This window comes from Vibrio alginolyticus NBRC 15630 = ATCC 17749, from assembly GCF_000354175.2.
Classification (GTDB): domain Bacteria; phylum Pseudomonadota; class Gammaproteobacteria; order Enterobacterales; family Vibrionaceae; genus Vibrio; species Vibrio alginolyticus.
Genome location: NC_022349.1, coordinates 1,226,435 through 1,250,062 on the forward strand (window position 1 = coordinate 1,226,435; position 23,628 = coordinate 1,250,062).

The following is a 23,628-nucleotide window of genomic DNA, read 5'->3' on the forward strand; positions in this document are numbered from 1 at the left end:
ATAAATACCAATTCGTGATCACATTTGTACGCCATTATTCGTATCATTCTTGAACTTAATCACACTTTTCGGTAGCATGCGCCGACTCAAGTTTTCGACACCATTCTGATGCTGCTCTTTTAATACTACGGTTTACACTGCAATGTTTGATTAAAAATCAACCTTCCAGTGGCTTGTGCAAATACGAATATGTGTCGGGTTTAACTCATTGCAAAGAGAACTTAAAAACAAACATGTTCGAATTTCCCCAATTTTCTAAGCACTCCGTAAAAAATGATGTGCTATCAGGCCTAACCGTTGCGCTAGCATTGGTTCCTGAAGCTGTCGCATTTGCGTTCGTCGCAGGCGTAGATCCGATGGTCGGTCTTTACGCTGCATTCATCGTTGGTCTTATTACTTCCATTTTCGGTGGTCGTCCTGGCATGATTTCTGGTGCAACAGGTGCCATGGCAGTCGTAATGGTTTCGCTTGTCGCGACTCACGGTGTCCAGTACCTATTCGCAGCCATCATGCTCGCTGGTATTCTTCAAATTGCCGCTGGTATGTTTAAATTGGGTAAGTTCATCCGTATCGTACCTCACCCTGTGATGATCGGTTTTGTGAACGGTCTGGCTATTGTTATCTTCCTAGCTCAGTTGGGTCAGTTTAAAGCGCCAGACATCAACGGCATGCTTACTTGGCTACCACAAGACCAGATGCTGCTAATGCTTGGTTTGGTTGCGCTGACTATGGCAATCATTCACTTTCTACCAAAAATCACAACAGCTGTACCCTCTTCACTTGTTGCGATCGTAACGGTGACGGCTTTAGTGGTTGGCTTGGATCTGGAAACTCGTACTGTTGTTGACTTCCTGCGTACAATGTCTGGAGATGAAGCTGCAACACTCGCTGGTTCACTACCAACCTTCTCTATTCCTGCGGTACCATTTACGCTAGAAACTCTACAAATCATTCTTCCATACGCGATCATTCTAGCGGCCATTGGTCTAATTGAATCTCTACTAACACTGACAGTTTTAGATGAGATGACGAATACTCGTGGTCAATCTAACCGCGAATGTATCGGTCAAGGTATGGCAAACATGACGTGTTCTGTGTTTGGCGCAATGGGTGGTTGTGCGATGATTGGTCAGTCGATGATCAACGTAAACTCAGGTGGTCGCGGCCGTCTATCTGGTATCGTTGCGGCTATCGCTCTATTGATGTTTATCTTATTCGCTTCTTCGCTAATTGAAATGATCCCACTCGCTGCTCTGGTTGGTGTGATGTTCATGGTTGTCATTGGTACATTCGAATGGGCAACATTTAAGCTAGCACGCCGCGTACCGAAGCAAGACTTCTTCGTTATTGTTCTTGTGACCGTTGTTACTGTTCTTACTGACCTTGCTGTTGCCGTAGCGGTTGGTGTTATCGTTTCTGCATTAATGTTTGCATGGCAACACGCTAAGCACATCTATGCCGACACGTGCTTAAACGAGGAAGGTTCAAAAGAGTACAAGATTCACGGCCCTATTTTCTTTGGCTCTGCGGCTAACTTCCTGGAGTTGTTTAACGCGCCTGAAGATCCAAAAGATGTGATTGTCGATTTTGCAGACTCTCGCGTGACAGATCACTCTGCAATTGAAGCCATTGAAACACTGGCTGAGCGTTACAATGCTCAAGGTAAAACGCTGCACCTTCGTCACCTAAGCCCAGATTGTCGTAAACTTTTGGACAAAGCTGGCAGCTTGGTTGAAATTAACGTGAAGGAAGACCCAAGCTACAAAGTCGCAACCGACATACTAGCGGGTTAACACGAATAAAAAGGGATGAGCTGAGCTCACCCCTTTTTCTATTGTCTTCAAGCACGGTGATTATAGCTTCTTCAAAATTGCGTCTGATGCCTCTTCGATTAAATCAAGCACCAGTTCAAAGCCATCTTCCCCACCATAATATGGGTCCGGGACTTCGTCGTAAACTGACTCAGAATGACTTAAAAATAACGATACTTTGTGTCGATACTTCAACGGACAAATATCCAATAAATCGGCCAAATTTGCTTTATCTGCGGCTAATATAAGGTCAAACTTTTCAAAGTCATCAATGGTGACTTGGCGCGCTTGCATTCCTTTAAAAGAATAACCTCGCTGCTTTCCTGCTGCCATTGCTCTTGAATCCGGTCGGTTTCCTGCGTGGTAGTCAATTGTACCTGCCGAATCAACCTCTACTTCAACGCCTAGCTTTTGAGCTTTCGCTCTTAACACTGCCTCTCCAGTTGGTGACCGACAAATGTTTCCCATACAAACAACAAGTATTTTCTTCATTTTATTCCCTGAATTATCGGTGGTTTTTCTTCACGATATGTTGGTCTATCATAGCGAGATAAATCAATGAACCCAAATTAGCTTGGGCACAGCACGAAAAGGAATTGAGGAAGTATTATGTCTATCGAAGAAAATAAAGAAGCACGCCATAAAGCTCGCCAACAAAAAGTCAAAGAACAGGTAGACGCAAAAATCGCTGCTGCTCAAGAGGAAAAAGGTCTGCTACTGATCATTACCGGAAATGGTAAAGGTAAATCGACATCAGGATTCGGTACGATCGCACGCGCAGTGGGTCATGGTTTGAATTGTGCTGTCGCGCAGTTTATTAAAGGTACTTGGGACAACGGAGAGCGCAACCTACTTGAGAAACTCGGCGTTGAATTCCAAGTAATGGCAACCGGCTTTACGTGGGAAACTCAAAACAAAGCCGCTGATACCGAAGCAGCGCAAGGCGTATGGCAAGAATGTAAGCGCATGCTGCAAGACGACTCTATCGATGTCATCTTGTTTGACGAGCTAACTTATATGGTGAGCTACGGCTACATCGACTTAGACGAAGTGGTCGAAGCACTGAGCAACAGACCTAAAATGCAGTCGGTTATTATTACTGGGCGTGGCGCACATCGAACCCTGATTGAAATGGCCGATACCGTTTCTGAAGTGAAAAATGTAAAGCACGCATTTGAATCTGGCGTAAAAGCCCTCAAAGGCGTCGATTGGTAACACTCGCAGAGTAATTTAAAAAGGGTTGGCAAAATGCCAACCCTTTTGATTTTCACGCACGGTTAGTTGAAAAGATTCTTCAATAAACCATCGACCGCATCTTTGGTTTTCTCGTCTTTGATTTTGTCCGTTAGCTTCTCCACGCCACGATCGATTTCTTTTTGAGCTTTCTGCTTCAGAACATCATCGAATACGAGCTTGAATTTAGGATCTGCCCACTTACCAGACACATTGATTGGAATCGTGATGTCTTTCAGCTCATCTATATCTTTACCGCCCTGGCCTTCTAGGCTGCCTACAACTGACGTGCTGATAGTAAAGTCGACTGTTTCATTGATGTAGTTTGCGGTACCTTTACCACGAACACGTAACAATGGAGACTGAGCTTGCATATTATCCGTTGATACAACACCTTTGTTGAGTTTCAATGTCGCCGTCATCGCACTGAAGTCTGTTTTCTTAGCTACATTGGTGCCTTCAACTTTTTGCCCTTTAAATTTCGCATAGTTTTCACGAATCAACTGAGCAACGTTGATGCCATTCACCGCACCGTCAGCAAAATTGATAACAACCGTACCAGATAGATTCTTCTTGATACCGGTAGGCGTGAGACTCTTACCTGTAACATTCACATCAATGTTACCTGTCCCTTCAAGTTTGTCGTTTTCAGCAACGTCTATAAGTAGCGGTTGAACTTTCACGCCTTTGATTGACTTTTTAACACTGTAAGTCGCTGGTGATTGGCGTGCATCTAACTTCGCTGTCGCTGAGATTGAGCCTTGGTACAACTTCGAACTAAAAGATGTAAGCTCAAACACGCCACGATTTACAGTGAAGCTCGTTTTTACCGCTTCCATCTTCGCATTTGCCGCTTTGAATTTGTCGATGGTAATGTCACCCTTTACATCTAACGTTTTCAACGCAGACAAATCAGGCTCAACCTCAGGTCCGGCAGGAGCACTCTCGCCACCAGAAGCAGGCTTATTACCTTCGGCAGCTTGCTTATCTAACCCTAAGAACTCATCAAGATCGATATTGGGGCTATGGAGAGCAAAGCGTACTTTAGGAATATCACCGAGTGCCACATCAGCCTTACCATCTAAGGCGATAGCATTCGCTGTTAACTTCTCTAGAACAAAACTCAGATGGTTTTTCGTTAGGTCGAAAGACAGATCAGACACCATGTCGACTTTCATCGGGGACTGAGGTAAAGCATCACCCTCAAAAGTCGATTTAAGAGTTAACTTATCCAACTGTACTTTGCTGATAGCCTTGTCCACGCTAAGTTGACCAGCACCCTGCATATCTAACTTCATACCACCAGCGTCACCCTTAATGGCATAAGTCAGGTTATTTACTTTATCGAATTCAAACGTGTCTAAACCGATCGTTGCCGATTCAATTTTATTGGCAGGGTCAGAGTATGTCGCATCAAAGTTGATGTTCTTTAGCGCGTAGTTTGCCAAACCTTTTTCTAGCTTAAAGTCTGCCTGACCTTTCGCGGTGAACTTTTGGTCGTTCATTTCGCCCTTCACGCCAAAATCAGCCGTTGTCCAGTTGTCAAAAGCGAATTCGGAAAGGTTTAATGAAATATCATAAAGTTTGGTGTAACTACCGGCTTGCTTATCCTGCATTTCTAATGAACCGTTAGAAACCGTAACGCCAGCAAGATTAATACTCCAATCAGAACCAGAAGTTTGCGTTTCACCATTTTGCGTAGGCGCAGCATTGTTCTCTTGTTCTGCTTGTTGTGTTTGGGCTTTCGTCAATGCATCAATATTCTTGCTGCCATCTTTCTTGGTTTCAATGTAGAACTCAGCACCATCAAGCGTGACGTTTCCAATTTCAAGCTGTTGACTAAAAAGTGGCATAACAGAGATGTCTACACCAACGGTATCAACTTTGAATAAATTGGGTTTACTAAAGCCTTGTGGGTTTCGCAATTCTGTATGTCCCAACTCAAAGCCAATTGATGGGAAAAATTGCCAACTGATATCCCCTTCAATCACCAACTCTAATCCCGTTTGCTTTTGCGCTTGCTCAACAATAAGGGGTTTAAACTGATTCGGATTGACGAAGATGGTTAACGCTAAAATTGCGACCAAAATGACCACAATCGGTATTGCTAGAATTAAGAGCAGTTTCTTCATTTGTTTTTCCTTGCTCGAGTGTTTTTACAATTATAAGCGCAGACTCCATTTGCCGCTGACAGTTCCACAAAAGCGTGAAAAGTGTCTGGTTTTAACCTGCAACTGACTAATTTAAAAACAAAAAAAGAAGTGGCACTTAAGGTGCCACTTCTTCTCCTAAAAATAAAGCGATATAGCCGTCTATAGGCTTAAGCTTTCAAAAGTCTTGCAATGTGAGCTTTTAATACATCAATTGCGATACGGTTTTTACCACCGCGAGGAACAATAATGTCCGCATATTGCTTAGAAGGTTCGATAAACTGCATGAACATCGGACGTACTGTTTGTTGGTATTGCTTAAGAACAGACTCCATAGTTCGGCCTCGCTCTTCCACATCACGCTTAACACGGCGAAGCAAGCAAATATCTAACGGTGTGTCCATAAATACTGTCGCATGCATCAAATCACGAAGACGAGGGTCTGTAAGAAGAAGGATACCTTCTAGAATGATCACCTTTTTAGGTGTCATTGTGGTGGTGTTAATTGTTCTTGTGTGCTCAGTGTAGCTGTACTCAGGCACTTCTACTGCTTCACCACGTACCAATTTTTCTAGGTGCTCACACAGTAGGTCGTGGTCCAACGCACTCGGGTGATCGTAGTTCGTCTTTACTCGCTCTTCCATGCTTAGGTGGCTTTGGTCGTTGTAGTAGCAATCTTCCGTGATGACACCGATTTGATGATCGCCTACTTTCGCGCGAAGCTCATTATAAATAGTGCTCGCGATCAGACTTTTTCCAGAAGCAGAAGCGCCAGCAATACCTACGATGACGCATTGATTATTATCAGACATTAGTTTGCACCCGATGATGATTTCTAGTCACATAAAAAGATAAACTGCCTGATTATAGGGAGTTCACCCCATAGTTACTAGTTGGAATTAGGGTTTAGTCATAAGTTTCTGCCTGCTCAGAGGATTAACCTCCGAGCAAACGTTAAAATGTGCAATTATCAACCAGCAGGCATAGTAAACTTAGTTCACCATTGTAAAGCTAATCGCATCTGGTTTTGCTTTGCCTTGCCAAAACATCGTGCTACATACGCGATCGGCAAGTTGCTTATAATACCCTGCATGCTCACTTTCTGGGCGTCTTGCTACCGTTGGCACGCCAGCGTCAATATCTTCTCTCATAGAGATATGAAGCGGAATTTGTCCTAACAATGCTAAGCCAAATTCTTGCGACATTTTTTCAGCTCCGCCCATACCAAAAATATGCTCTTTCGCGCCACATTGACTACAAATGTGATAACTCATGTTTTCCACAACACCAATAACCGGGACATGGACTTTGTTAAACATTGCCGCTCCCTTCCTTGCATCGGCAAGGGCTAAATCTTGCGGCGTTGTGACTAACACGCTACCTGTTACCGGAATTTGTTGTGACAGCGTCAATTGAATATCCCCCGTACCTGGCGGCATATCAATCACCAAATAATCCAAATCTGGCCAATCTGTTTCAGTTAATAACTGCGACAACGCTTTTGAAGCCATTGGACCGCGCCATATCGCCGCTTCTGATCTATCCACCAAATAACCGATAGAATGAGTATAGATGCCGTGAGCAAAAATGGGTTCCATCCACTTGCCATCACGAACTTCTGGTTTAGCATCTTCTTGCCCCAACATCATAGGTACAGACGGACCATAGATATCTGCATCCAACAATCCCACTTTCGCCCCAGATTGAGCAATCGCCAACGCTAAGTTAACTGCGGTAGTAGATTTACCAACGCCACCTTTCGCAGAACTGACGGCAATGATGTTCTTAACACCCTTAACCGAGTTAGCCACTTGAGTTTCTAAAGCTTTAACTCCAAGGCGAATATTAAATGGGAATTCAGCCACTTTACCCGAGGCTTGCTGCTGTTTGATCCAGTCATGCAGTACGGTTTGAAGCTCATTACTTGCGAATGGCAACGTTATATCAATAGAACCCTGTGTCGTAATCGAAATTGCGCCATGAATATCTGCCCAGTTTTCCACCAACTGTGGATGTTGGAATTGGTTAAACCAGTGACAAAAATCTTGTTTTGAAGTGAACTGATGCATAAGCCCTCCTTTTAGATGTCATGCTACCACCGTCCAGGCTCAACCAGAACCCCAAAAAAACTAAGGCATTCCGCAGTTTGACACCTTGGAGTTAGTCAGTTCATGGGGTAGTATTATCCATCAAAATTTATTTATACCTATCAAGAAAAGCGAATATTAAGTATGGCAAACGATCCAAAAAACTTTCCGTCAAGGAAAATGCTGGTAACTTGTGCCCTTCCGTACGCTAACGGTTCGATCCACCTTGGTCATATGCTTGAGCATATCCAAGCGGACATTTGGGTTCGTTACCAACGCCTACGCGGCAACACTGTAAACTTCATCTGTGCTGACGATGCTCACGGCACGCCAATCATGCTTAAAGCGCAACAGATGGGTATTACTCCTGAAGAAATGATTGCCGCAGTTAGCGAAGAGCACCAAAAAGACTTCGCTGGATTTGATATCAGCTTTGATAACTACCACAGCACACACTCAGATGAGAACCGTGAGCTAGCGTCACACATTTATCTTGAGTTGAAGAAAAATGGCTTTATCTCTAGCCGCACTATCTCTCAGCTGTTCGATCCAGAAAAAGAGATGTTCTTACCGGACCGTTTCGTAAAAGGTACCTGTCCAAAATGTAAGTCTGAAGACCAGTACGGTGACAACTGTGACAACTGTGGTGAGACTTACAGCCCAACAGAACTGATCAATCCTAAATCTGCGGTTTCTGGTGCGACGCCAGTAATGAAAGATTCAGAGCACTTCTTCTTCGACCTGCCTCAGTTTGAAAGCATGCTAAAAGAGTGGACTCGCTCTGGCTCGCTACAAGCTGAAACAGCGAACAAAATGCAAGAATGGTTCGAATCTGGCTTGCAGCAATGGGATATCTCACGTGATGCACCATACTTTGGCTTCGAGATCCCTGGTGAGAAGAACAAATTCTTCTACGTATGGCTAGACGCGCCTATCGGCTACATGGGCTCTTTCAAAAACCTATGTGACAAGCGCGACGACCTAGATTTCGACGAGTACTGGAAGAAAGACAGCTCAGCAGAACTGTACCACTTCATCGGTAAAGACATCGTTTACTTCCACAGCCTATTCTGGCCAGCAATGCTAGAAGGTTCCGGCTTCCGTAAACCAAACAACGTATTCGTACACGGTTACGTAACCGTAAACGGCGCGAAAATGTCGAAGTCTAAAGGTACGTTCGTAAAAGCAAGCACTTATCTAGAGCACCTAGACCCTGAGTGTCTACGTTACTACTACGCTGCGAAGCTAAACAGCCGTATCGATGATCTAGATCTTAACCTTGAAGACTTCACTCAGCGCGTAAACGCTGACGTTGTTAACAAGATCGTTAACCTGGCATCTCGTAACGCAGGTTTCATCGCGAAACGTTTTGAAGGCAAACTGTCTGACAACTTTGCAGAGCCTGAACTTTACAACGAATTTGTTGCTGCTGCTGACCGTATCGCTGAGCTTTACGAAACGCGTGAGTTTGGTCGTGCAATCCGTGAAATCACGGCATTGGCAGACAAAGCTAACCAATACGTTGATGAAAAAGCACCGTGGGTTGTAGCAAAAGAAGAAGGCAAAGATCAGGAACTACAAGACATCTGTTCTGTCGGTATCAACCTATTCCGCGTACTGATGACTTACCTGAAACCAGTAATGCCATCGCTAGCTGCGCGTACTGAAGCGTTCCTAAACCAAGAGCTAACTTGGGAAAACATCGCTGATCCACTAACAGGCCACGAGATCACTAAGTTCAAAGCACTGTTCAACCGTATCGAACCGAAGAATGTTGAAGCGATGATCGAAGCGTCTAAAGAAGATGCGGCGGCAGAAATGGCGGCGAAAGAGAAAGCTGAAGCGGAAAAGAACAAGGCTAGCCAAACCGAGTTAGACAAAGAACCAATCGCTGAAGAGATTGAGTTCGATGCTTTTGCTGCAGTAGATATGCGTATCGCTCGCATCATCTCTTGTGAAGAAGTACCAAAAGCCAACAAACTGCTTAAGTTCCAATTAGACATCGGTGGTGAAACTCGTCAGGTATTCTCTGGCATCAAGTCAGCTTACAAACCTGAAGAGCTAGAAGGCAAGCTAACGGTAATGGTAGCAAACCTAAAACCTCGTAAGATGAAGTTTGGTATGTCTGAAGGTATGATCCTAGCGGCAGGCCCTGGTGGTAGCGACCTGTGGATCCTTGAGCCACACGAAGGCGCTCAACCTGGCATGCGCGTAATGTAAGTTGTAGCTTTACGATCAAATTTAAAAAGTCCTCGCCAGTTCAGCGGGGACTTTTTTTGACTGAATTCACACTTTTGGGGAATTTGTGCACCAAACTTGTACAGCATCTTTCCCGTCACAAGCCTAACTCACTGTTTTAATAGAATTTAATTAGTGGCATCAAAACTGCAATCTTCCTTGTTAGGTCCAAACACTAACAAGGAGTTGGTTATGTTTGTTTTGATTTCCACACTATTGTCCATCGCTATTTTAGCCGGAATATATCACTTATCTTCTAAACGAGAGCAGCAACATGCGCGCAAATATCAGCTGTTAACATTGTTACGAGATGTTGTTCACCTTCTGAGACACCACCGAGCTGCTACTCACTACTCGCTTCAATTCCAACAAAACGATCAACAAAAATTGGACGCTCTTCATGATGCTCTGACTAACAAGCTGCATCTTTTAGTCGAAACATCACGGTTTGAAAACAAACCCATGTATCGCGTATTACAGATTAAAGTAGGGAAACTACTTGAACAATGGAATGACCATAGTGTTGCAAGAAACCAGATGGAGCATGGTAAGTTAATTCGTCATTGCTTGTTTTTGATGGATGAAGTAACCATCGCATGGCTAGCGGTTGAACAAAGAGATGACTTGCATAATGAGTATCACATGAACTGGCAAAACATTATGGATAGCTTGGAGACCCTGACTCAGTTACGAATCAGCATTCAAGATTTAGGAGAACAAGGCGGAAATGAGCGTTTCAAAAACTATGCATCGGTCATGATGCGTAAGCTAAACCAACTAGCGGTTATCGCTCCACTTAGCATTACCTCTCCTGCTTCCACGCGCTCAATACAGACGCTAAATGAATACGTGACAGGGAGTCATGTCGACTTAACAGAAGCAGAGCTTTATGGCGTCACATCGGACTTGTCATTGACCATCTTCAATACTTACGACCATGTCCTTTCAGATGTCGTAGAGTCATTATATCTACCGTTACCCAGACTCTCGCTAGCAGGATAAACGTTCCATGCCTTTTTATTGGTGCTTGGTTCGTCGCCGACTTATAAATAAAAACAAAAAAAACCGCAGGCCTAAGGCACTGCGGTTTTCGTTTATTCAACTTGTCAGCGCTTAGCTGTCGTCTTCCGTGAAGTTCGTTGGTAATTGCTTTTTCATTTCGTTCCAGATCAACGCACTTTCCATACCATAATGACGAATCACCACTGGTAGTTGTTCACGCTGGCCACTTTCACAAGTTTCGAGCAATTGATGGTAAAACTTCAGAGCTAGCTCACGAGAAGCTGGATTTGAGAAGTAGTAGCTACCGACACGATCGTAGAGCTTCTTCAAACCATTAAAGATCAAACCGTAAATTTGATTTCCTGAATGGAATGCTAGGCGCTGGAAAAGCATATAATCGTAAAAGTTGAACGTTTTAGCAATCAAGATTTCTTGACGCTTCGCTTCATCTTTCTCGTTATCTTCTTTCACATTCTGCAGAACTTTTTCAGCATACGGCGAAGAAGCGATGAATTCGTCCCAGGAAGCCGCATTCATTAAAGCTTCACAAGATTCGATTACGTTCTTAATTGTACGCTCAGAGCTCTCTTTGTTCGCTTTAAATGCATAGCGCATAAAGATAGGACTGATGTTGGTACGTGCCGCAAGCAGATCTTCTACAATGTTTGTCGCATTATCAACGTCTAGCGTCATTAAAGTATCCAAAATATGCAGACCAGAGGTCTCCATAAATTGGTTAACTTTCGTAGGTTTGCCGTGCTGGATAGTCAGCCATCCATCACGGGCTAGTCGTTGAAGAACCTCTCTTAAAGTCGTTCGAGTAACACCAATCAGTTCGGACAGCTCGCGCTCAGCAGGTAAAATTGAGCCTGGAGGAAAACGGCCGTTCCAAATGCTCTCGATAATATATTTTTCTGCGAATCCCGCAGGGCTTTTCGCCTTTATGACCATTCTACTTTTTATCCAATATTGATTTCTGAGGGTCGATACTACTCATCATACCACTACTTAGCGGTTTGAGAAAATTTACGATCAATAGTGGAAACGACTCCATAACATAGAGTTAATACTCTATATGTTGTGTCAATTTAAGAGGCTCTAACATGCGAGCGAAAGCAGTAAAATATGAATTTTCATTTAATTAAACAGCTCACAAATCTCGGAGAAATAAAGACAACCGTGTCACATTTTTATATTCAAAATATGAAAAATTACTTTGTATATCACAGTTAATATTCTTTCTTAATTTGCCTTTTCTCGTCACTGACCGTCATTTAAAATCCAAGAGGATTTTTTTAAGACTTTCATGGTATAGTAACGCCGTTTTGATCGCGTTATTACATTTAAAAAGTCATTTTAGTCGGTAGCATCACGTTTTGTTATTGACTAATAAATGCCTGAGTGTAGAGTTTGCGGTCGAAAGTGAGCGGTGCTTGAGTTCAGGGGAAGTAACTTGGCAAGACTACAATAAACAAAGGATTGTTGTTTTACTAAGTTATTGTTTTTAAAGACTAGTTAATAAGTCTAACAAACAGATACTTAAGCACTATTGTAGTGTCTATTCATAATTTTGTTATAAAGAGAATTATCATGCCGATATCGCTCGGAAACGCTTTTATCAAGAACTTCCTTGGTAAAGCGCCTGATTGGTACAAAGTTGCCATTATAGCCTTCTTAATAATTAACCCGATTGTATTCTTCCTAATAAACCCATTTGTAGCTGGATGGTTGTTGGTCGCTGAATTTATTTTCACGCTAGCAATGGCATTAAAATGCTACCCATTACAACCTGGCGGTTTACTTGCTATTGAAGCCATTGCTATCGGCATGACTAGCCCTGCGCAAGTTAAGCACGAATTAGTAGCAAATATCGAAGTACTGCTACTTCTGGTGTTTATGGTTGCGGGCATCTACTTCATGAAGCAGCTATTGCTGTTCATTTTTACCAAAATTTTACTTGGCATTCGCTCTAAAACCCTACTATCACTCGCGTTCTGCTTTGCTGCGGCATTTTTGTCTGCATTTTTGGATGCCTTGACGGTTATCGCCGTTGTTATCAGCGTGGCGATCGGCTTTTACTCTATCTATCACAAAGTAGCGTCTGGTAACCCTATCGGTGACCATGACCATACACAAGATGACACGATCACTGAACTAACGCGTGATGACTTAGAAAACTATCGTGCCTTTTTGCGCTCTTTGTTGATGCATGCTGGTGTAGGTACTGCCTTAGGTGGCGTAACCACGATGGTTGGTGAACCTCAAAACTTAATTATTGCAGACCAAGCGGGTTGGTTATTTGGTGAATTCCTAATCCGTATGTCTCCAGTGACACTACCTGTATTTTTCTGTGGTCTCATCACTTGTGCTTTAGTTGAAAAGCTTAAAGTGTTTGGCTACGGCGCGAAGCTTCCTAATAACGTTCGTCAGATCCTCGTCGATTTTGACCGTGAAGAGCGTAAAACGCGAACAAATCAAGATGTCGCAAAACTCTGGGTTCAAGGTCTTATTGCGGTTTGGTTGATCGTTGCACTCGCTTTGCACTTAGCTGCTGTCGGCTTAATTGGCCTTTCTGTGATCATTTTAGCGACCGCATTTACTGGTGTCATTGAAGAGCACTCCATGGGGAAAGCGTTTGAAGAGGCCCTGCCCTTCACTGCACTGCTTGCAGTATTTTTCTCGATCGTTGCTGTAATCATTGACCAAGAGCTGTTTAAACCAGTCATCGATGCGGTGCTTGCCGTTGAAGATAAAGGTACTCAGCTAGCTCTGTTCTATGTGGCGAATGGCTTATTATCTATGGTGTCGGATAACGTGTTCGTTGGTACGGTTTACATCAATGAAGTAAAAACTGCACTCATTGAGGGCCTCATTACTCGTGATCAGTTCGACTTACTGGCGGTGGCAATCAATACTGGTACTAACCTGCCTTCTGTTGCAACGCCAAACGGTCAAGCGGCATTCCTATTCTTACTCACATCGGCTCTCGCTCCATTAATTCGTCTGTCTTACGGTCGAATGGTTATCATGGCGCTGCCTTACACCGTCGTTCTTGCGATTGTCGGTCTGATGGGAATCATGTTCTTCCTAGAGCCTGCAACAGCTTCTTTCTACGAAGCTGGTTGGATTTTACCTCATAGTGGTGATCTGACTCCCGTAGTATCCGGTGGTCACTAAAATTTGAGTTGATTAGGAAACTTATCCACGATAAAAAGCTCTGAGTATTCAGAGCTTTTTCTATTTCAGACAGGAACAAAAACGTGACTATTTTAAATTCACTTAACCAGTTTTCAAAGGGACGTTTATCGTGGCTACTGCTTCTGCTATTCGTCGTTTTCTTTGAAGCATGTGCCCTCTATTTTCAGCACGTCATGATGCTTGCACCATGTGTCATGTGTATTTATGAAAGAGTCGCGATGATGGGAGTGGGCGTCGCTGCAATGGTTGGTATATTGGCACCCAAGAACCCAATTTTCCGCTGGCTAGGTTTGATAGGCTGGGGATTAAGTGCTTACAAGGGTTTGTTACTTGCGATGCAGCACGTTGACTACCAGTTTAATCCATCACCATTCGCGACTTGCGATTTATTCGTCACATTCCCTAGCTGGGCTCCGCTCAATCAGTGGGTTCCTTGGATGTTTGAAGCATATGGTGATTGCTCTAAGGTTGTATGGCAGTTCCTTGATTTATCAATGCCACAATGGTTAGTCGTAATTTTTGCAGGCAATTTAATCGCTTTGGCATTAATTGTAATTGCACAATTCTTCCCTGCAAAACGCGTTAATCCAATTCGTTAATCCTACTGACGCGTAAAAATTAACAAAAAGCCGACCATCTGGTCGGCTTTTTGTTAAGTGGATAGCGCGGCGATTCGACTTAGCCGCGTTATTGACCACAGCACTGCTTGAATTTTTTTCCGCTCTCACAAGGACAGAGATCATTGCGCCCGATACCTTTGAATGGGTTTAGGCTTTGAGCTTTATTGCCTACCATCAACTCATCCGCGCCCAGCGCGACTTCACCGACCATTAAATCAAGCTGGTCGACTAAATCTGTCAGGGCCGGTGGCGTTTCAATACCTGCGTCGCGCATCTGTTGCTGCGTTGCTGGCTCATCGATCGCCAGCATCAAAGTGGTCAGTAATGCTTGCAGCATACGCTGTAATCCATCATTGAGCTCAACGTCTTGCCACTGTTCTTCAATCATTGGCCAAACAGACATAAAGCCTTCGGCAAAATCAGCAAGTTGTTCAGGTTCTTTGCCTGTTAGCTCTAGCACGGAATATTCGTTTCGTTGAATTCGGTTATGCTGCTTGTGAATTTGCTCTTCCACAGCTGGTTGAATCGCTTTGAATCCCTCACCTAATAGCGGCTCTAACCACTTTTCAGGAGCGAGTGGTTTTGTCGTCAGATTCGCAGCTAACACTGCGCCTTCGATAAATAGGCAAGATTCATCGACGTGAACTTCACCTTTTTCAATCAATGTGTATTGCATGACATCTGGTTTCCCATAAATTTGGCGGCATTATACCTCAGAGCTCAAAAGCAAGTAACCTAACGTTGTGTGTTTGACGGCATTGGGCGCTTCGAGTCTTTTAATGACAAACTTAACTTACATCGCTACAATCGCCCTCCTTTTTACCACCAAACTGTATTAGGCAAGCTATGCGAGTTGTACTAGGCCCAATGGAAGGCGTTTTAGATCATTTGATGCGCCAAATCCTGACCGAGATAAACGACTATGACCTGTGTGTTACGGAGTTTGTTCGCGTAATCGACCAGCTATTACCCGATCATGTGTTTCACCGTTTATGCCCAGAGCTGTTGCAAGGTTCTCAGACTGCATCTGGTGTGCCAGTACATGTGCAATTGTTGGGACAGGAACCGAACTGGATGGCTGAGAACGCAATTAAAGCGGCAAATCTTGGTGCCAGAGGCATTGATATAAACTTTGGTTGCCCAGCCAAAATGGTCAACAAAAGTAAAGGTGGAGCAGCGCTACTCCAGCATCCAGAGCTCATTCACCGTGTTGTGAAAGCTTGTCGAGAAGCCGTTCCAGAAGCCATTCCCGTAACTGCAAAAATTCGTCTTGGCTGGGAGAACCCTGAAGATTGCTTTGAAATTGTCGATGCCATTCAGTCTGCTGGCGCAAATGAATTGACCGTACACGCACGTACTAAACAAGGTGGTTATAAAGCTTCTGAGATAAAATGGGATTACATCAACCAAATTCGCGAACGTTTCGATATCCCACTGATAGCGAATGGTGAAATTTGGAATTATGAAGACGGTCAACGTTGCATTGAAACGACTGGCGTTAACTCTTTGATGGTGTGCCGAGGCGCTTTCAATATCCCTAACTTAGGCAATATGGTGAAACATAACCACCAGCCAATGTCATGGCCCGAGGTGGTTGAGTTGCTCATCTATTACTCCAAGTTTGAGATGAAAGGCGATAAAGGCTTGTATTACCCAAACCGCGTAAAACAATGGTTCTCTTACTTACGTCAGGCTTATCCTGAAGCAAAAGACCTATTTAGAGAAATCAGAACGTTCAACAAAGCCGCACCAATTGTTGAGCATATTCAACGCTACCGCGATGACTTAAACTCTCAGGTTGCATAACTCCCGAACACAAAAAAGGACGAATATCTCGTCCTTTTTTGTACCTAAATCCTAGTAACAGATCTTATTTTTGCCGGTACTTTTGGCTTGATATAACTTTTCATCCGCCGCTTTAAACAATTCATCAAAGTTTTCTACTCGGCTCTCTTTACTAAACACCACACCGCCAGAGATCGTAAAGCCTTCTTTCGTTACGCGTATCGAGCGCTCATCTATGGCTTTTTTTACTCTGTCTAAAATGAGTTTAATGCCTTCTGAATCTTCGTCATAAATAGCTAAAACGAACTCTTCGCCACCAAACCTTGAGGCAACATCGGTATGGCGAATATTTTCACGTATACATTTTGCAACAAGCTGAATTGCAGAATCACCGACATCATGACCATAGGTGTCGTTGATCTTCTTGAAGTTATCAATATCGAACACTGCCAAAGCAACCTGTTTTTTTGTCATCTTATTACGCCACACGGTTTGCATACCTCGACGATTCAATAAGCTGGTCATTGGGTCTCTTGCTGCCAGTTCTTTAAAGTAACGTCGCTCGCTATGCATATTCACATAGAACAAGACGACGGTACTCAGCACGTAAATAAATAGTGCAACAATAAGGCTGTATTTTTCAAAAACCGCTAGGTTCTTAGCTTCATCCCAAAGGTTGTACTCGTAGTACATGCTGTGATTCGCACTCAATCGCTCTAATTCGACTGGTTTGATTCGTGTACTGTTTGAAGGAATGGATTGTAAATTGGAAACCAAATGAAACTGACCAACAAGACCTAGCGACGAAGCCATGAGCGTATTGATGTCAAAATCAATAGACAAAACACCTTGATGTTCTCCTTTCTCATAGACGGGTACCGTCATACTAATGACTTGACCTTCCATCGAGTCCAACACAGGCCCTGGTCCAGCCAAGGTAATGTTCACTTTATCTTGCGCGGTTTTTTGCCAAAAAGGTCGGGCTTTTAGCGTTGACAAAAGCTCTCTTGTGAAATTTTTTGCGTAGGTATCGGGTGAGGAGATAACGTAACCGCGCTTGTCAATGTAATGGATTCCAACAATGTGCGATTCAATATCGTGCAGAAATGACAATGACGGCGCAAAACCCGCCTTTTGTTCAGCTAACTGGTTAATCGTTGAACCTTGCTGACATAAGCTTTCGTCCCCTACGATCATATAATCAAGGTCAACCGCAGGTAACCCTTCACTATAAACACTTTCGAGTAATAACACATCTATAGGCCAAAGATAACAAAGCCCTTCTTTGACTAAAGAATTATGTTCTTCAAACAGTGGGTTAGCGTAATTGGTATAGTTGGTGAAGCTGTAATCTAAAGCCGTGAGTACTTTAATACCGCGAGACATTGCACGCTCGATACGCGAATACTCAGAATCGATATAGCGGTTAACCGCATCATAGTAATTTTTCGTTGTCACGAGTAAAACCACTACAAATAACGCCAGAGGAAAAAAGATGACAAATGAGAGGCTAAATCGCCTTTGGTTTACCATTGAGTACCATGCATATGAAAGGTCAATAGTCTCTTATGACTGCTATTAAATTGATACTCGTTATCTGGTGACGCATGCAATGCAGCACCAGATAACAAGAGACCAAACAAATGTGTGCGCGCTGTTTGAGACCGTTTATATATTAAAGGAGTTTAATCAATATAGAGTGTGGTGTCACTTTAGTCGCCATAATTTGCAGCTTTGTGCCGACATATTGACAGAGATATGACCTTTATAATCAACCTGTTCTGTGTCACCTAACAACGATACAACTTGGCTAACCTCCAAGCCCAGTTGCCACATAGGTAAATCGATTGAACATTCATTACCACTGAGATTAATCATTACAACGACTGCTTCACGACCCAGTACACGTGCGTACGCCAACTGGTTGTTAGTGCAATGAAGCCATTGAATACAGCCCGACTGTAAAGGCTTACATTGTTTACGTATCTTGATCCATTGTTGGTAAAGCGATAGCCATTGTGAACTTTCAATTTCATTCCAAGGAAAACAACGACGATTATCCGGGTCCAGCCCTCCCTCTAGTCCGACTTCACTCCCATAGTAAATACAAGGTGTACCGACGTATGTCATAAGCATTGCTAGCGCGATGTTCATTTTACGCTTATCACCATCAACCAGTGTGATAAAACGAGCAGTATCATGACTATCGAGTTGATTTAGCTGCGATAGCTGATTCGAAAATGGGATTTTTACTCTGGCTTCGTCCAACCATGCTTTAAACTCCAAACCATCAATGTTGATTGGATCGTACACAATGTCTTGTCGTGCGATAAAAGCTCGGACTGGATGAGCAAAACCGTAGTAGTTCATCGCCCCATCCTCTTGATCACCTTGCAACCACTGCGTTGCTTCAAAAAAGTGCTCACCTAACACATAAGCATTCGGGTTTACTGACTTAGTCGCATTACGAAACGCTGCCACATAATGAGCATTGTTTTTCGCGCCGTCCCCTTCGCCAAGCATATGAATTACATCAAACCGCCAGCCATCAACCAAGTACGGTGGCTTCAGCCAATACTTAATGACAGAATCTTCACTTTGGTAGATGTAGTCGCGCACCTGTTCATTTTCAAAGTTCAGAACCGGTAAGTTACCAATGCCTTTCCAACCAATGTAGTGATTGGTTTCACCTTCGAAAAAGTAGTAATCACGGAACTTTGACTGCGGATTGCCATACGCTCCTTCTCCTTTTTGATGGATATCAAACCAAGGATGATGCACTGACGTGTGGTTAAACACCGCGTCTAAGACAATCTTCATATTCTTACCACGGATTTTCTCACACAGTTCAGCAAACTGATCATTGGTGCCGAACATAGGGTCAACAGTGAAGTAATCGGTGGTGTCGTATTTATGATTACTTGGTGAAGAAAAGATCGGATTAAAATAAAGCGCAGTAACGCCGAGCTGTTCAAGATAGTCCAACTTTTGCTCCACACCTTTGAGGTCGCCACCAAAGAATTCACGTGCCCCGGTATTTTGGTGAGAGCCTACCGCGTCTCCCCACGCCTTGACGATCGATGCAGAATCATACTGAGCATAAGCGTGGCGAATATCAGACTCACTTTTACTAGCAGAAAAACGGTCAGGAAAGATTTGATAGAAAACTTGCTCTTGGACCCAGCTTGGTGGTTGATGCTCTACATTCAACTTAAAGTGGAACTCTTTGGGTGGAATACGCTTTTGTACGCCTCGTGCATCGAGCCAGTATTGTTGTCCGTCTTTGAGGAGCTTAAACACATAATGTGTGACATCTCGATCTTGATTTGGTCGAAACGATGCCTCCCATAGTAATAATTCACCAGCCGTTCCTACTTGAGCCATGTCGACCAGATATTCTTCATTGTCCGGTTCAATACGCACATAGACGGAATCAAAATCCAATGTCTCGGTTTTCAGTCTGACTGTAACTTGCTCGTCATTAAAAGCTAAACCATCAATAGTTTGACTATGAAAAATAAATGGCAGGTTCATTATGGGCACTCCTCGTCATCGGATATGCCACTATGTTATTGAAGAATTAGAGACAAGAAATCCTCCCTGCGAGTTGACATATCAGCCAATTTTCCCAAGGAGGATCACACTTAGTAGGCGTAGTGACTTGTCGGATACCGCTTAGTTCAACAAAAGACTGTCATCTGCAAGCTCTTCACCACGCACTTTAGAGAACATATCCAGCAAGTCTGGTACTTGCATGTTAGCACGCTGCTCTCCAGCCACATCAAGCACAATTTCACCTTGGTGAAGCATTACGGTCCTATCGCCACATGCTAATGCGTCTTTCATCGAATGCGTCACCATCATCACTGTTAAATCGAACTCATCGACAATACGTTTAGTTAAGTCGATAACAAACGCCGCCATACGAGGATCAAGCGCAGCCGTGTGTTCATCAAGCAACAACAACTTACTCTCCGATAACGTCGCCATCACAAGGCTAACGGCTTGTCGTTGTCCACCAGACAGCAACCCAATGCTATCGCCCAAGCGGTCTTCTAAACCAAGACCGAGGATGCTAATTCGCTCTTGGAACAGCTTGCGACGTTTGGTAGAGAGCGCCAACCCCCAGCTGCGTTTTTTACCACGCATGTGCGCTAGAGCCATGTTCTCTTCTATCGTCAGTTCACCACAAGTCCCGGCCAATGGATCTTGAAACACTCGGGCACATTGCGTCGCACGTTGGGCTACCGTCTGCTTGGTGACGTCTTTACCATCAATGATCACCTGACCACCTATCATCGGCGTCTCACCTGTCACCGCACCAAGCAACGTCGATTTTCCTGCGCCATTAGAACCAATCACGGTAAGAAATTGATGCTCTGGAACCTCTAAAGAGACGCCTTTCAATGCACGATTTTCCAAAATCGTCCCTGGGTTGAACGTGACCTGAATGTTATTTAGTTCGATCATAATGCCTCCCCAGAACCATTTTTTGATGCCGCTTGTTTAGCATCAGTAACGCGTTGTTTCGCTCTCATGCTCTGTTTTAGCTTTGGAGCAATAAGCGCCACAGCCACCAATACTGCGGTAACCAGGTTGAGGTCTGAAGCTTGTAAACCAAACATGCCAGAACTCAAAGCGAAAGCCACTGCAAGACGATAAAGTACCGAACCGATGATGACCGCAAATACCGCAACCCAAATCTTGCGCCCGGGAATAAGGGTCTGCCCCAAAATCACAGCTGCCAAACCAACGACAATGGTGCCCACGCCAGAGGTCACATCCGCAAAGCTGTTCGTTTGTGCAAACAACGCGCCTGCGAATCCCACAAACCCGTTGGATAAAGCCAAGCCAAAGTAGGTATAAAAGCCAGTGCTCGCCCCTTGCGCAGAAACCATACGCGCATTCACACCCGTGGCTCGTAAACCAAGACCAAAGTCGCTGTTCAGCAGGCGAATGACAAAGAAAGCGGACAGAAGAACTAAGGCCCCAACAACCAGAGGGCGAATAAACATCGCATCGCCCAATGCTTCAAACGGAGTGAGAATCGTATCCTCTCCAAGCAACGCCATATTAGGTTTGCCCATAATACGAATATTAATTGAAAATGCAGCGATCATGGTAAGAATGGAAGCTAACAGGTGTAAAATACCACACCGAACAGCCAGAAAAGCGGTTACCCACCCCGTCATACTACCAGCTATCATCGCCATTATTGTCGCAAGCCAAGGATTAATACCTGCGACAATCGCCGTTGCAGCCACCGCAGCTCCCATTGGAAAGCTGCCATCCACACTCAAATCGGGGAAATCGAGAACACGGAACGTAAGATACACACCCAGAGCGACTAGGCCATAAATCAAGCCAATTTCGAGTGCGCCAAAAAAAGCAAATGCAGACATAACTGCTCCTTTCTGCATGCTCAGGCTGGCTAATACCAACCTGAACGTAAGACTTCTAACGTATACTCCCCTTCTTCTCTAGCAGAATGCTCTACACGAGAAATCCGGCGAGTATCAATTTTGGGGCAAGCGTCTACCAACCAACGTGACAGGCTTAACCCCAAAAAGCGTTACTTATTGCATGCTTGTCGCACGTTCAACCACAGAACTTGGCAGCTTGATACCGAGCTTAGATGCTGCGCTTTCATTAATTACAAGGTCAGAGCCCGTCGCGACTTTTACATCTAGCTTGCCTGGTTCTTGACCATCAAGAATCGCCGCCACGTAATCCGCGGTTTGTACACCAACCTGGTAGTAGTCAAAACCTAAGCCTGCAATTGCACCCTTTTCCACATACGACGTCGCGCCACCAAATACAGGTTTCTTCGCTTGATTCGCTGCCACAATCATCCCTTCAATCGCACTTGCAACTGTATTGTCTGTTGGGGCGTAAAGAATGTCTGATTTCGCTGCAATCGCTTGAGTCGCAGACTGAACATCAGCACTTTTTAGTGCGGTCGCTTCAACCACTTGTATGCCTTTTGCTTTTGCGCTTTCTTTTAGTAATTCAACTAAAGTCACGGCATTAGCTTCACCGGGATTAAATACAACCCCGATGCTTTTCACCTGAGGAAGAATTTCTTGGATGAGATCGACATGCTGAGCAACGGGTGAAAGATCAGACAGGCCAGTTACGTTTTTGCCTGGTTGTTCCATCGACTTAACCAATTTCGCACCAACCGGATCTGTTACCGCAGTAAAGACAACAGGAATAGAGCGAGTAGCCGACACCAAGGCTTGTGCCGAAGGTGTCGCGATGCCAACTAACACATCAGGATTTTCGCCGACGTACTGACGGGCAATTTGCACCGCAATCGCTGGATTACCCTGTGCGGTCTTATAATCAAATTCTAGATTTTTGCCTTCTTCGTAGCCTTTCGCTTTCAAACCATCAAGTAATCCTTGGCGCGTCGCGTCTAACGCCGGGTGTTCGACAATCTGTGAAACTGCGACAGTTGCAGTGGCGGCCAGTACATTGGTAGAAGAGAAAATAGCAGTAGCAGATAGAACGGCGGTGGCTAATAAACGTTTCGTTTTCATCATAACTCCTTGATGTGACTTCGTCCTTGTTTCACGAGCTTTCAATATGTGTATCGACTCGTGAATTCAAATGTTTGAAGGCGGTATTGTTGTGTTCGTATAACTGTGCACTTCTTGCGCATCTTGTTTTTATTATTACTACTAAGTCTTAGTAAAGAAAAGAAAGATTTAACACTAAAGCAACATTTGTGATCGGGGGGACTTCTTCATCCGGAAAGAATCTTTGGTAAACAAAGCTTCGCTCGCTTCATCAACGACCGTCAAAGTAGGTAATAGAGGCAGGATCAAAAATGGAGCGGCCAGTGCACACTCCATTTCAAACAATTTAAATTAGAACCAACGCTCTAATGACGATTTATCGAGCTGGCGAAACGCTCGGTTCAGTATTATCGCAAGCTCTTTGTAACGAGGGCGAGCTTTGACAGGCTCTAATGCAAAACCTGTTTCCACAATTTTTTGATGCAACTCCCGATACCAAGAGGCCAAAGAAGGCGGCAATTTCGTGTTGGATCGAGCACCAAGCCACCAAATGCCTTGAAGTGGCAAGCTAATCGCAAACAAGGCGACAACAATGGATTGAGGTAACGCGTGGTAATTGTTGAATGCCATTTGAGTGAGTACGCTGATCGCAGCAACGGCCGGCATGACTTTAATGCCAAAGCGAGTCGCCTTAATGATACGCTGTTCCGGAAATATGGCGCTTAGCTCTTTACGAACCGGCCAGATCTCCATGTAATTCTGGCCATCTTTCAGGCTATGGATCAATCCGACTTTATTACTCATACCGCTCTCTCACTAAAAAATAGTTGAACATTTCAACTGAAGGTACAAAAAATTGATGAAAGTTAATATTCTTTCAAATTTTTTTTGTTATCATTGCTTATTATCGCTATCCTTTGCAGACCCTCAATCTCATTGTTGCTGTTATTTACAATTTAAGCAACTCCGAGATATCTATCTGC

General features: G+C 44.0%; 19 protein-coding genes. 7 read left to right on the forward strand and 12 right to left on the reverse strand.

What is annotated here, in order from left to right:
• The first annotated feature begins 233 nt into the window (after positions 1 to 233).
• The gene (locus tag N646_RS05440) at positions 234 to 1,793 is read left to right on the forward strand and encodes a SulP family inorganic anion transporter (RefSeq protein WP_005380840.1); all 1,560 of its coding nucleotides are present in this window, start codon (positions 234 to 236) and stop codon (positions 1,791 to 1,793) included.
• A gap of 60 nt (positions 1,794 to 1,853) precedes the next feature.
• Here N646_RS05440 and N646_RS05445 read toward each other — a convergent pair whose 3' ends face one another.
• Positions 1,854 to 2,303, reverse strand: a complete 450-nt coding sequence (locus tag N646_RS05445; protein ID WP_017821382.1) for a low molecular weight protein-tyrosine-phosphatase — start codon at positions 2,301 to 2,303, stop codon at positions 1,854 to 1,856.
• A gap of 117 nt (positions 2,304 to 2,420) precedes the next feature.
• Between N646_RS05445 and cobO the strand changes: the two genes are divergently transcribed.
• The gene (gene cobO / locus N646_RS05450; RefSeq protein WP_005380837.1) at positions 2,421 to 3,026 is read left to right on the forward strand and encodes a cob(I)yrinic acid a,c-diamide adenosyltransferase; all 606 of its coding nucleotides are present in this window, start codon (positions 2,421 to 2,423) and stop codon (positions 3,024 to 3,026) included.
• Positions 3,027 to 3,088: 62 nt separating this feature from the next.
• Here the strand turns inward: cobO and N646_RS05455 are convergent, their stop codons facing one another.
• The 3 genes from N646_RS05455 to apbC all read right to left on the reverse strand — a co-directional run bounded on the left by N646_RS05455 (position 3,089) and on the right by apbC (position 7,263).
• Entirely contained in the window at positions 3,089 to 5,176 is a 2,088-nt protein-coding gene (locus N646_RS05455; RefSeq protein ID WP_017633849.1) for an AsmA family protein, read from the reverse strand.
• A 188-nt stretch (positions 5,177 to 5,364) separates the two neighbouring features.
• Complete coding sequence (gene udk, locus N646_RS05460; RefSeq protein WP_005380833.1) at positions 5,365 to 6,006, reverse strand: uridine kinase; 642 nt, start codon at positions 6,004 to 6,006, stop codon at positions 5,365 to 5,367.
• Between the two features lie 180 nt (positions 6,007 to 6,186).
• Positions 6,187 to 7,263 carry an iron-sulfur cluster carrier protein ApbC gene (gene apbC, locus N646_RS05465; RefSeq protein ID WP_017633850.1) on the reverse strand — a complete coding sequence of 359 codons (1,077 nt, stop codon included), beginning with the start codon at positions 7,261 to 7,263 and terminating at the stop codon, positions 6,187 to 6,189.
• A 162-nt stretch (positions 7,264 to 7,425) separates the two neighbouring features.
• Between apbC and metG the strand changes: the two genes are divergently transcribed.
• Together metG and N646_RS05475 are read left to right on the forward strand one after the other, a co-directional pair.
• Positions 7,426 to 9,501, forward strand: a complete 2,076-nt coding sequence (gene metG / locus N646_RS05470) for a methionine--tRNA ligase (RefSeq protein WP_017821381.1) — start codon at positions 7,426 to 7,428, stop codon at positions 9,499 to 9,501.
• A gap of 210 nt (positions 9,502 to 9,711) precedes the next feature.
• Positions 9,712 to 10,521, forward strand: a complete 810-nt coding sequence (locus tag N646_RS05475) for a hypothetical protein (RefSeq protein ID WP_017821380.1) — start codon at positions 9,712 to 9,714, stop codon at positions 10,519 to 10,521.
• Positions 10,522 to 10,632: 111 nt separating this feature from the next.
• Here N646_RS05475 and fadR read toward each other — a convergent pair whose 3' ends face one another.
• Entirely contained in the window at positions 10,633 to 11,472 is an 840-nt protein-coding gene (fadR, locus tag N646_RS05480) for a fatty acid metabolism transcriptional regulator FadR (protein ID WP_005380824.1), read from the reverse strand.
• 639 nt (positions 11,473 to 12,111) lie between these two features.
• On the opposite strand from fadR, the gene nhaB reads away from it, so the two are divergent.
• Positions 12,112 to 13,698: a Na(+)/H(+) antiporter NhaB gene (gene nhaB / locus N646_RS05485; protein ID WP_005380822.1), complete on the forward strand. Its 1,587-nt coding sequence runs from the start codon at positions 12,112 to 12,114 to the stop codon at positions 13,696 to 13,698.
• Positions 13,699 to 13,781: 83 nt separating this feature from the next.
• A complete protein-coding gene (gene dsbB, locus N646_RS05490; RefSeq protein ID WP_017821379.1) occupies positions 13,782 to 14,318 on the forward strand; it encodes a disulfide bond formation protein DsbB in 537 nt (178 codons plus the stop codon).
• Between the two features lie 88 nt (positions 14,319 to 14,406).
• Here the strand turns inward: dsbB and N646_RS05495 are convergent, their stop codons facing one another.
• Entirely contained in the window at positions 14,407 to 15,015 is a 609-nt protein-coding gene (locus tag N646_RS05495; protein ID WP_017821378.1) for a YecA family protein, read from the reverse strand.
• Between the two features lie 170 nt (positions 15,016 to 15,185).
• On the opposite strand from N646_RS05495, the gene dusC reads away from it, so the two are divergent.
• Positions 15,186 to 16,145: a tRNA dihydrouridine(16) synthase DusC gene (gene dusC, locus N646_RS05500; protein WP_017633856.1), complete on the forward strand. Its 960-nt coding sequence runs from the start codon at positions 15,186 to 15,188 to the stop codon at positions 16,143 to 16,145.
• A 51-nt stretch (positions 16,146 to 16,196) separates the two neighbouring features.
• Here dusC and N646_RS05505 read toward each other — a convergent pair whose 3' ends face one another.
• The 6 genes from N646_RS05505 to yfbV all read right to left on the reverse strand — a co-directional run bounded on the left by N646_RS05505 (position 16,197) and on the right by yfbV (position 23,449).
• The gene (locus tag N646_RS05505) at positions 16,197 to 17,657 is read right to left on the reverse strand and encodes a sensor domain-containing diguanylate cyclase (RefSeq protein WP_005387278.1); all 1,461 of its coding nucleotides are present in this window, start codon (positions 17,655 to 17,657) and stop codon (positions 16,197 to 16,199) included.
• Positions 17,658 to 17,831: 174 nt separating this feature from the next.
• Complete coding sequence (gene malZ, locus N646_RS05510; protein ID WP_017821377.1) at positions 17,832 to 19,658, reverse strand: maltodextrin glucosidase; 1,827 nt, start codon at positions 19,656 to 19,658, stop codon at positions 17,832 to 17,834.
• A gap of 141 nt (positions 19,659 to 19,799) precedes the next feature.
• Positions 19,800 to 20,594 (reverse strand): ABC transporter ATP-binding protein, encoded by a 795-nt coding sequence (locus tag N646_RS05515; protein ID WP_005387275.1) that lies wholly within the window; start codon positions 20,592 to 20,594, stop codon positions 19,800 to 19,802.
• The gene (locus tag N646_RS05520; protein WP_005380812.1) at positions 20,591 to 21,526 is read right to left on the reverse strand and encodes an ABC transporter permease; all 936 of its coding nucleotides are present in this window, start codon (positions 21,524 to 21,526) and stop codon (positions 20,591 to 20,593) included. The genes N646_RS05515 and N646_RS05520 overlap by 4 nt, the downstream gene beginning before the upstream one ends.
• A 174-nt stretch (positions 21,527 to 21,700) precedes the next feature.
• Entirely contained in the window at positions 21,701 to 22,666 is a 966-nt protein-coding gene (locus N646_RS05525; RefSeq protein ID WP_017633858.1) for an ABC transporter substrate-binding protein, read from the reverse strand.
• A 330-nt stretch (positions 22,667 to 22,996) separates the two neighbouring features.
• Entirely contained in the window at positions 22,997 to 23,449 is a 453-nt protein-coding gene (gene yfbV / locus N646_RS05530; protein WP_005380809.1) for a terminus macrodomain insulation protein YfbV, read from the reverse strand.
• Between the last annotated feature and the right edge of the window lie 179 nt (positions 23,450 to 23,628).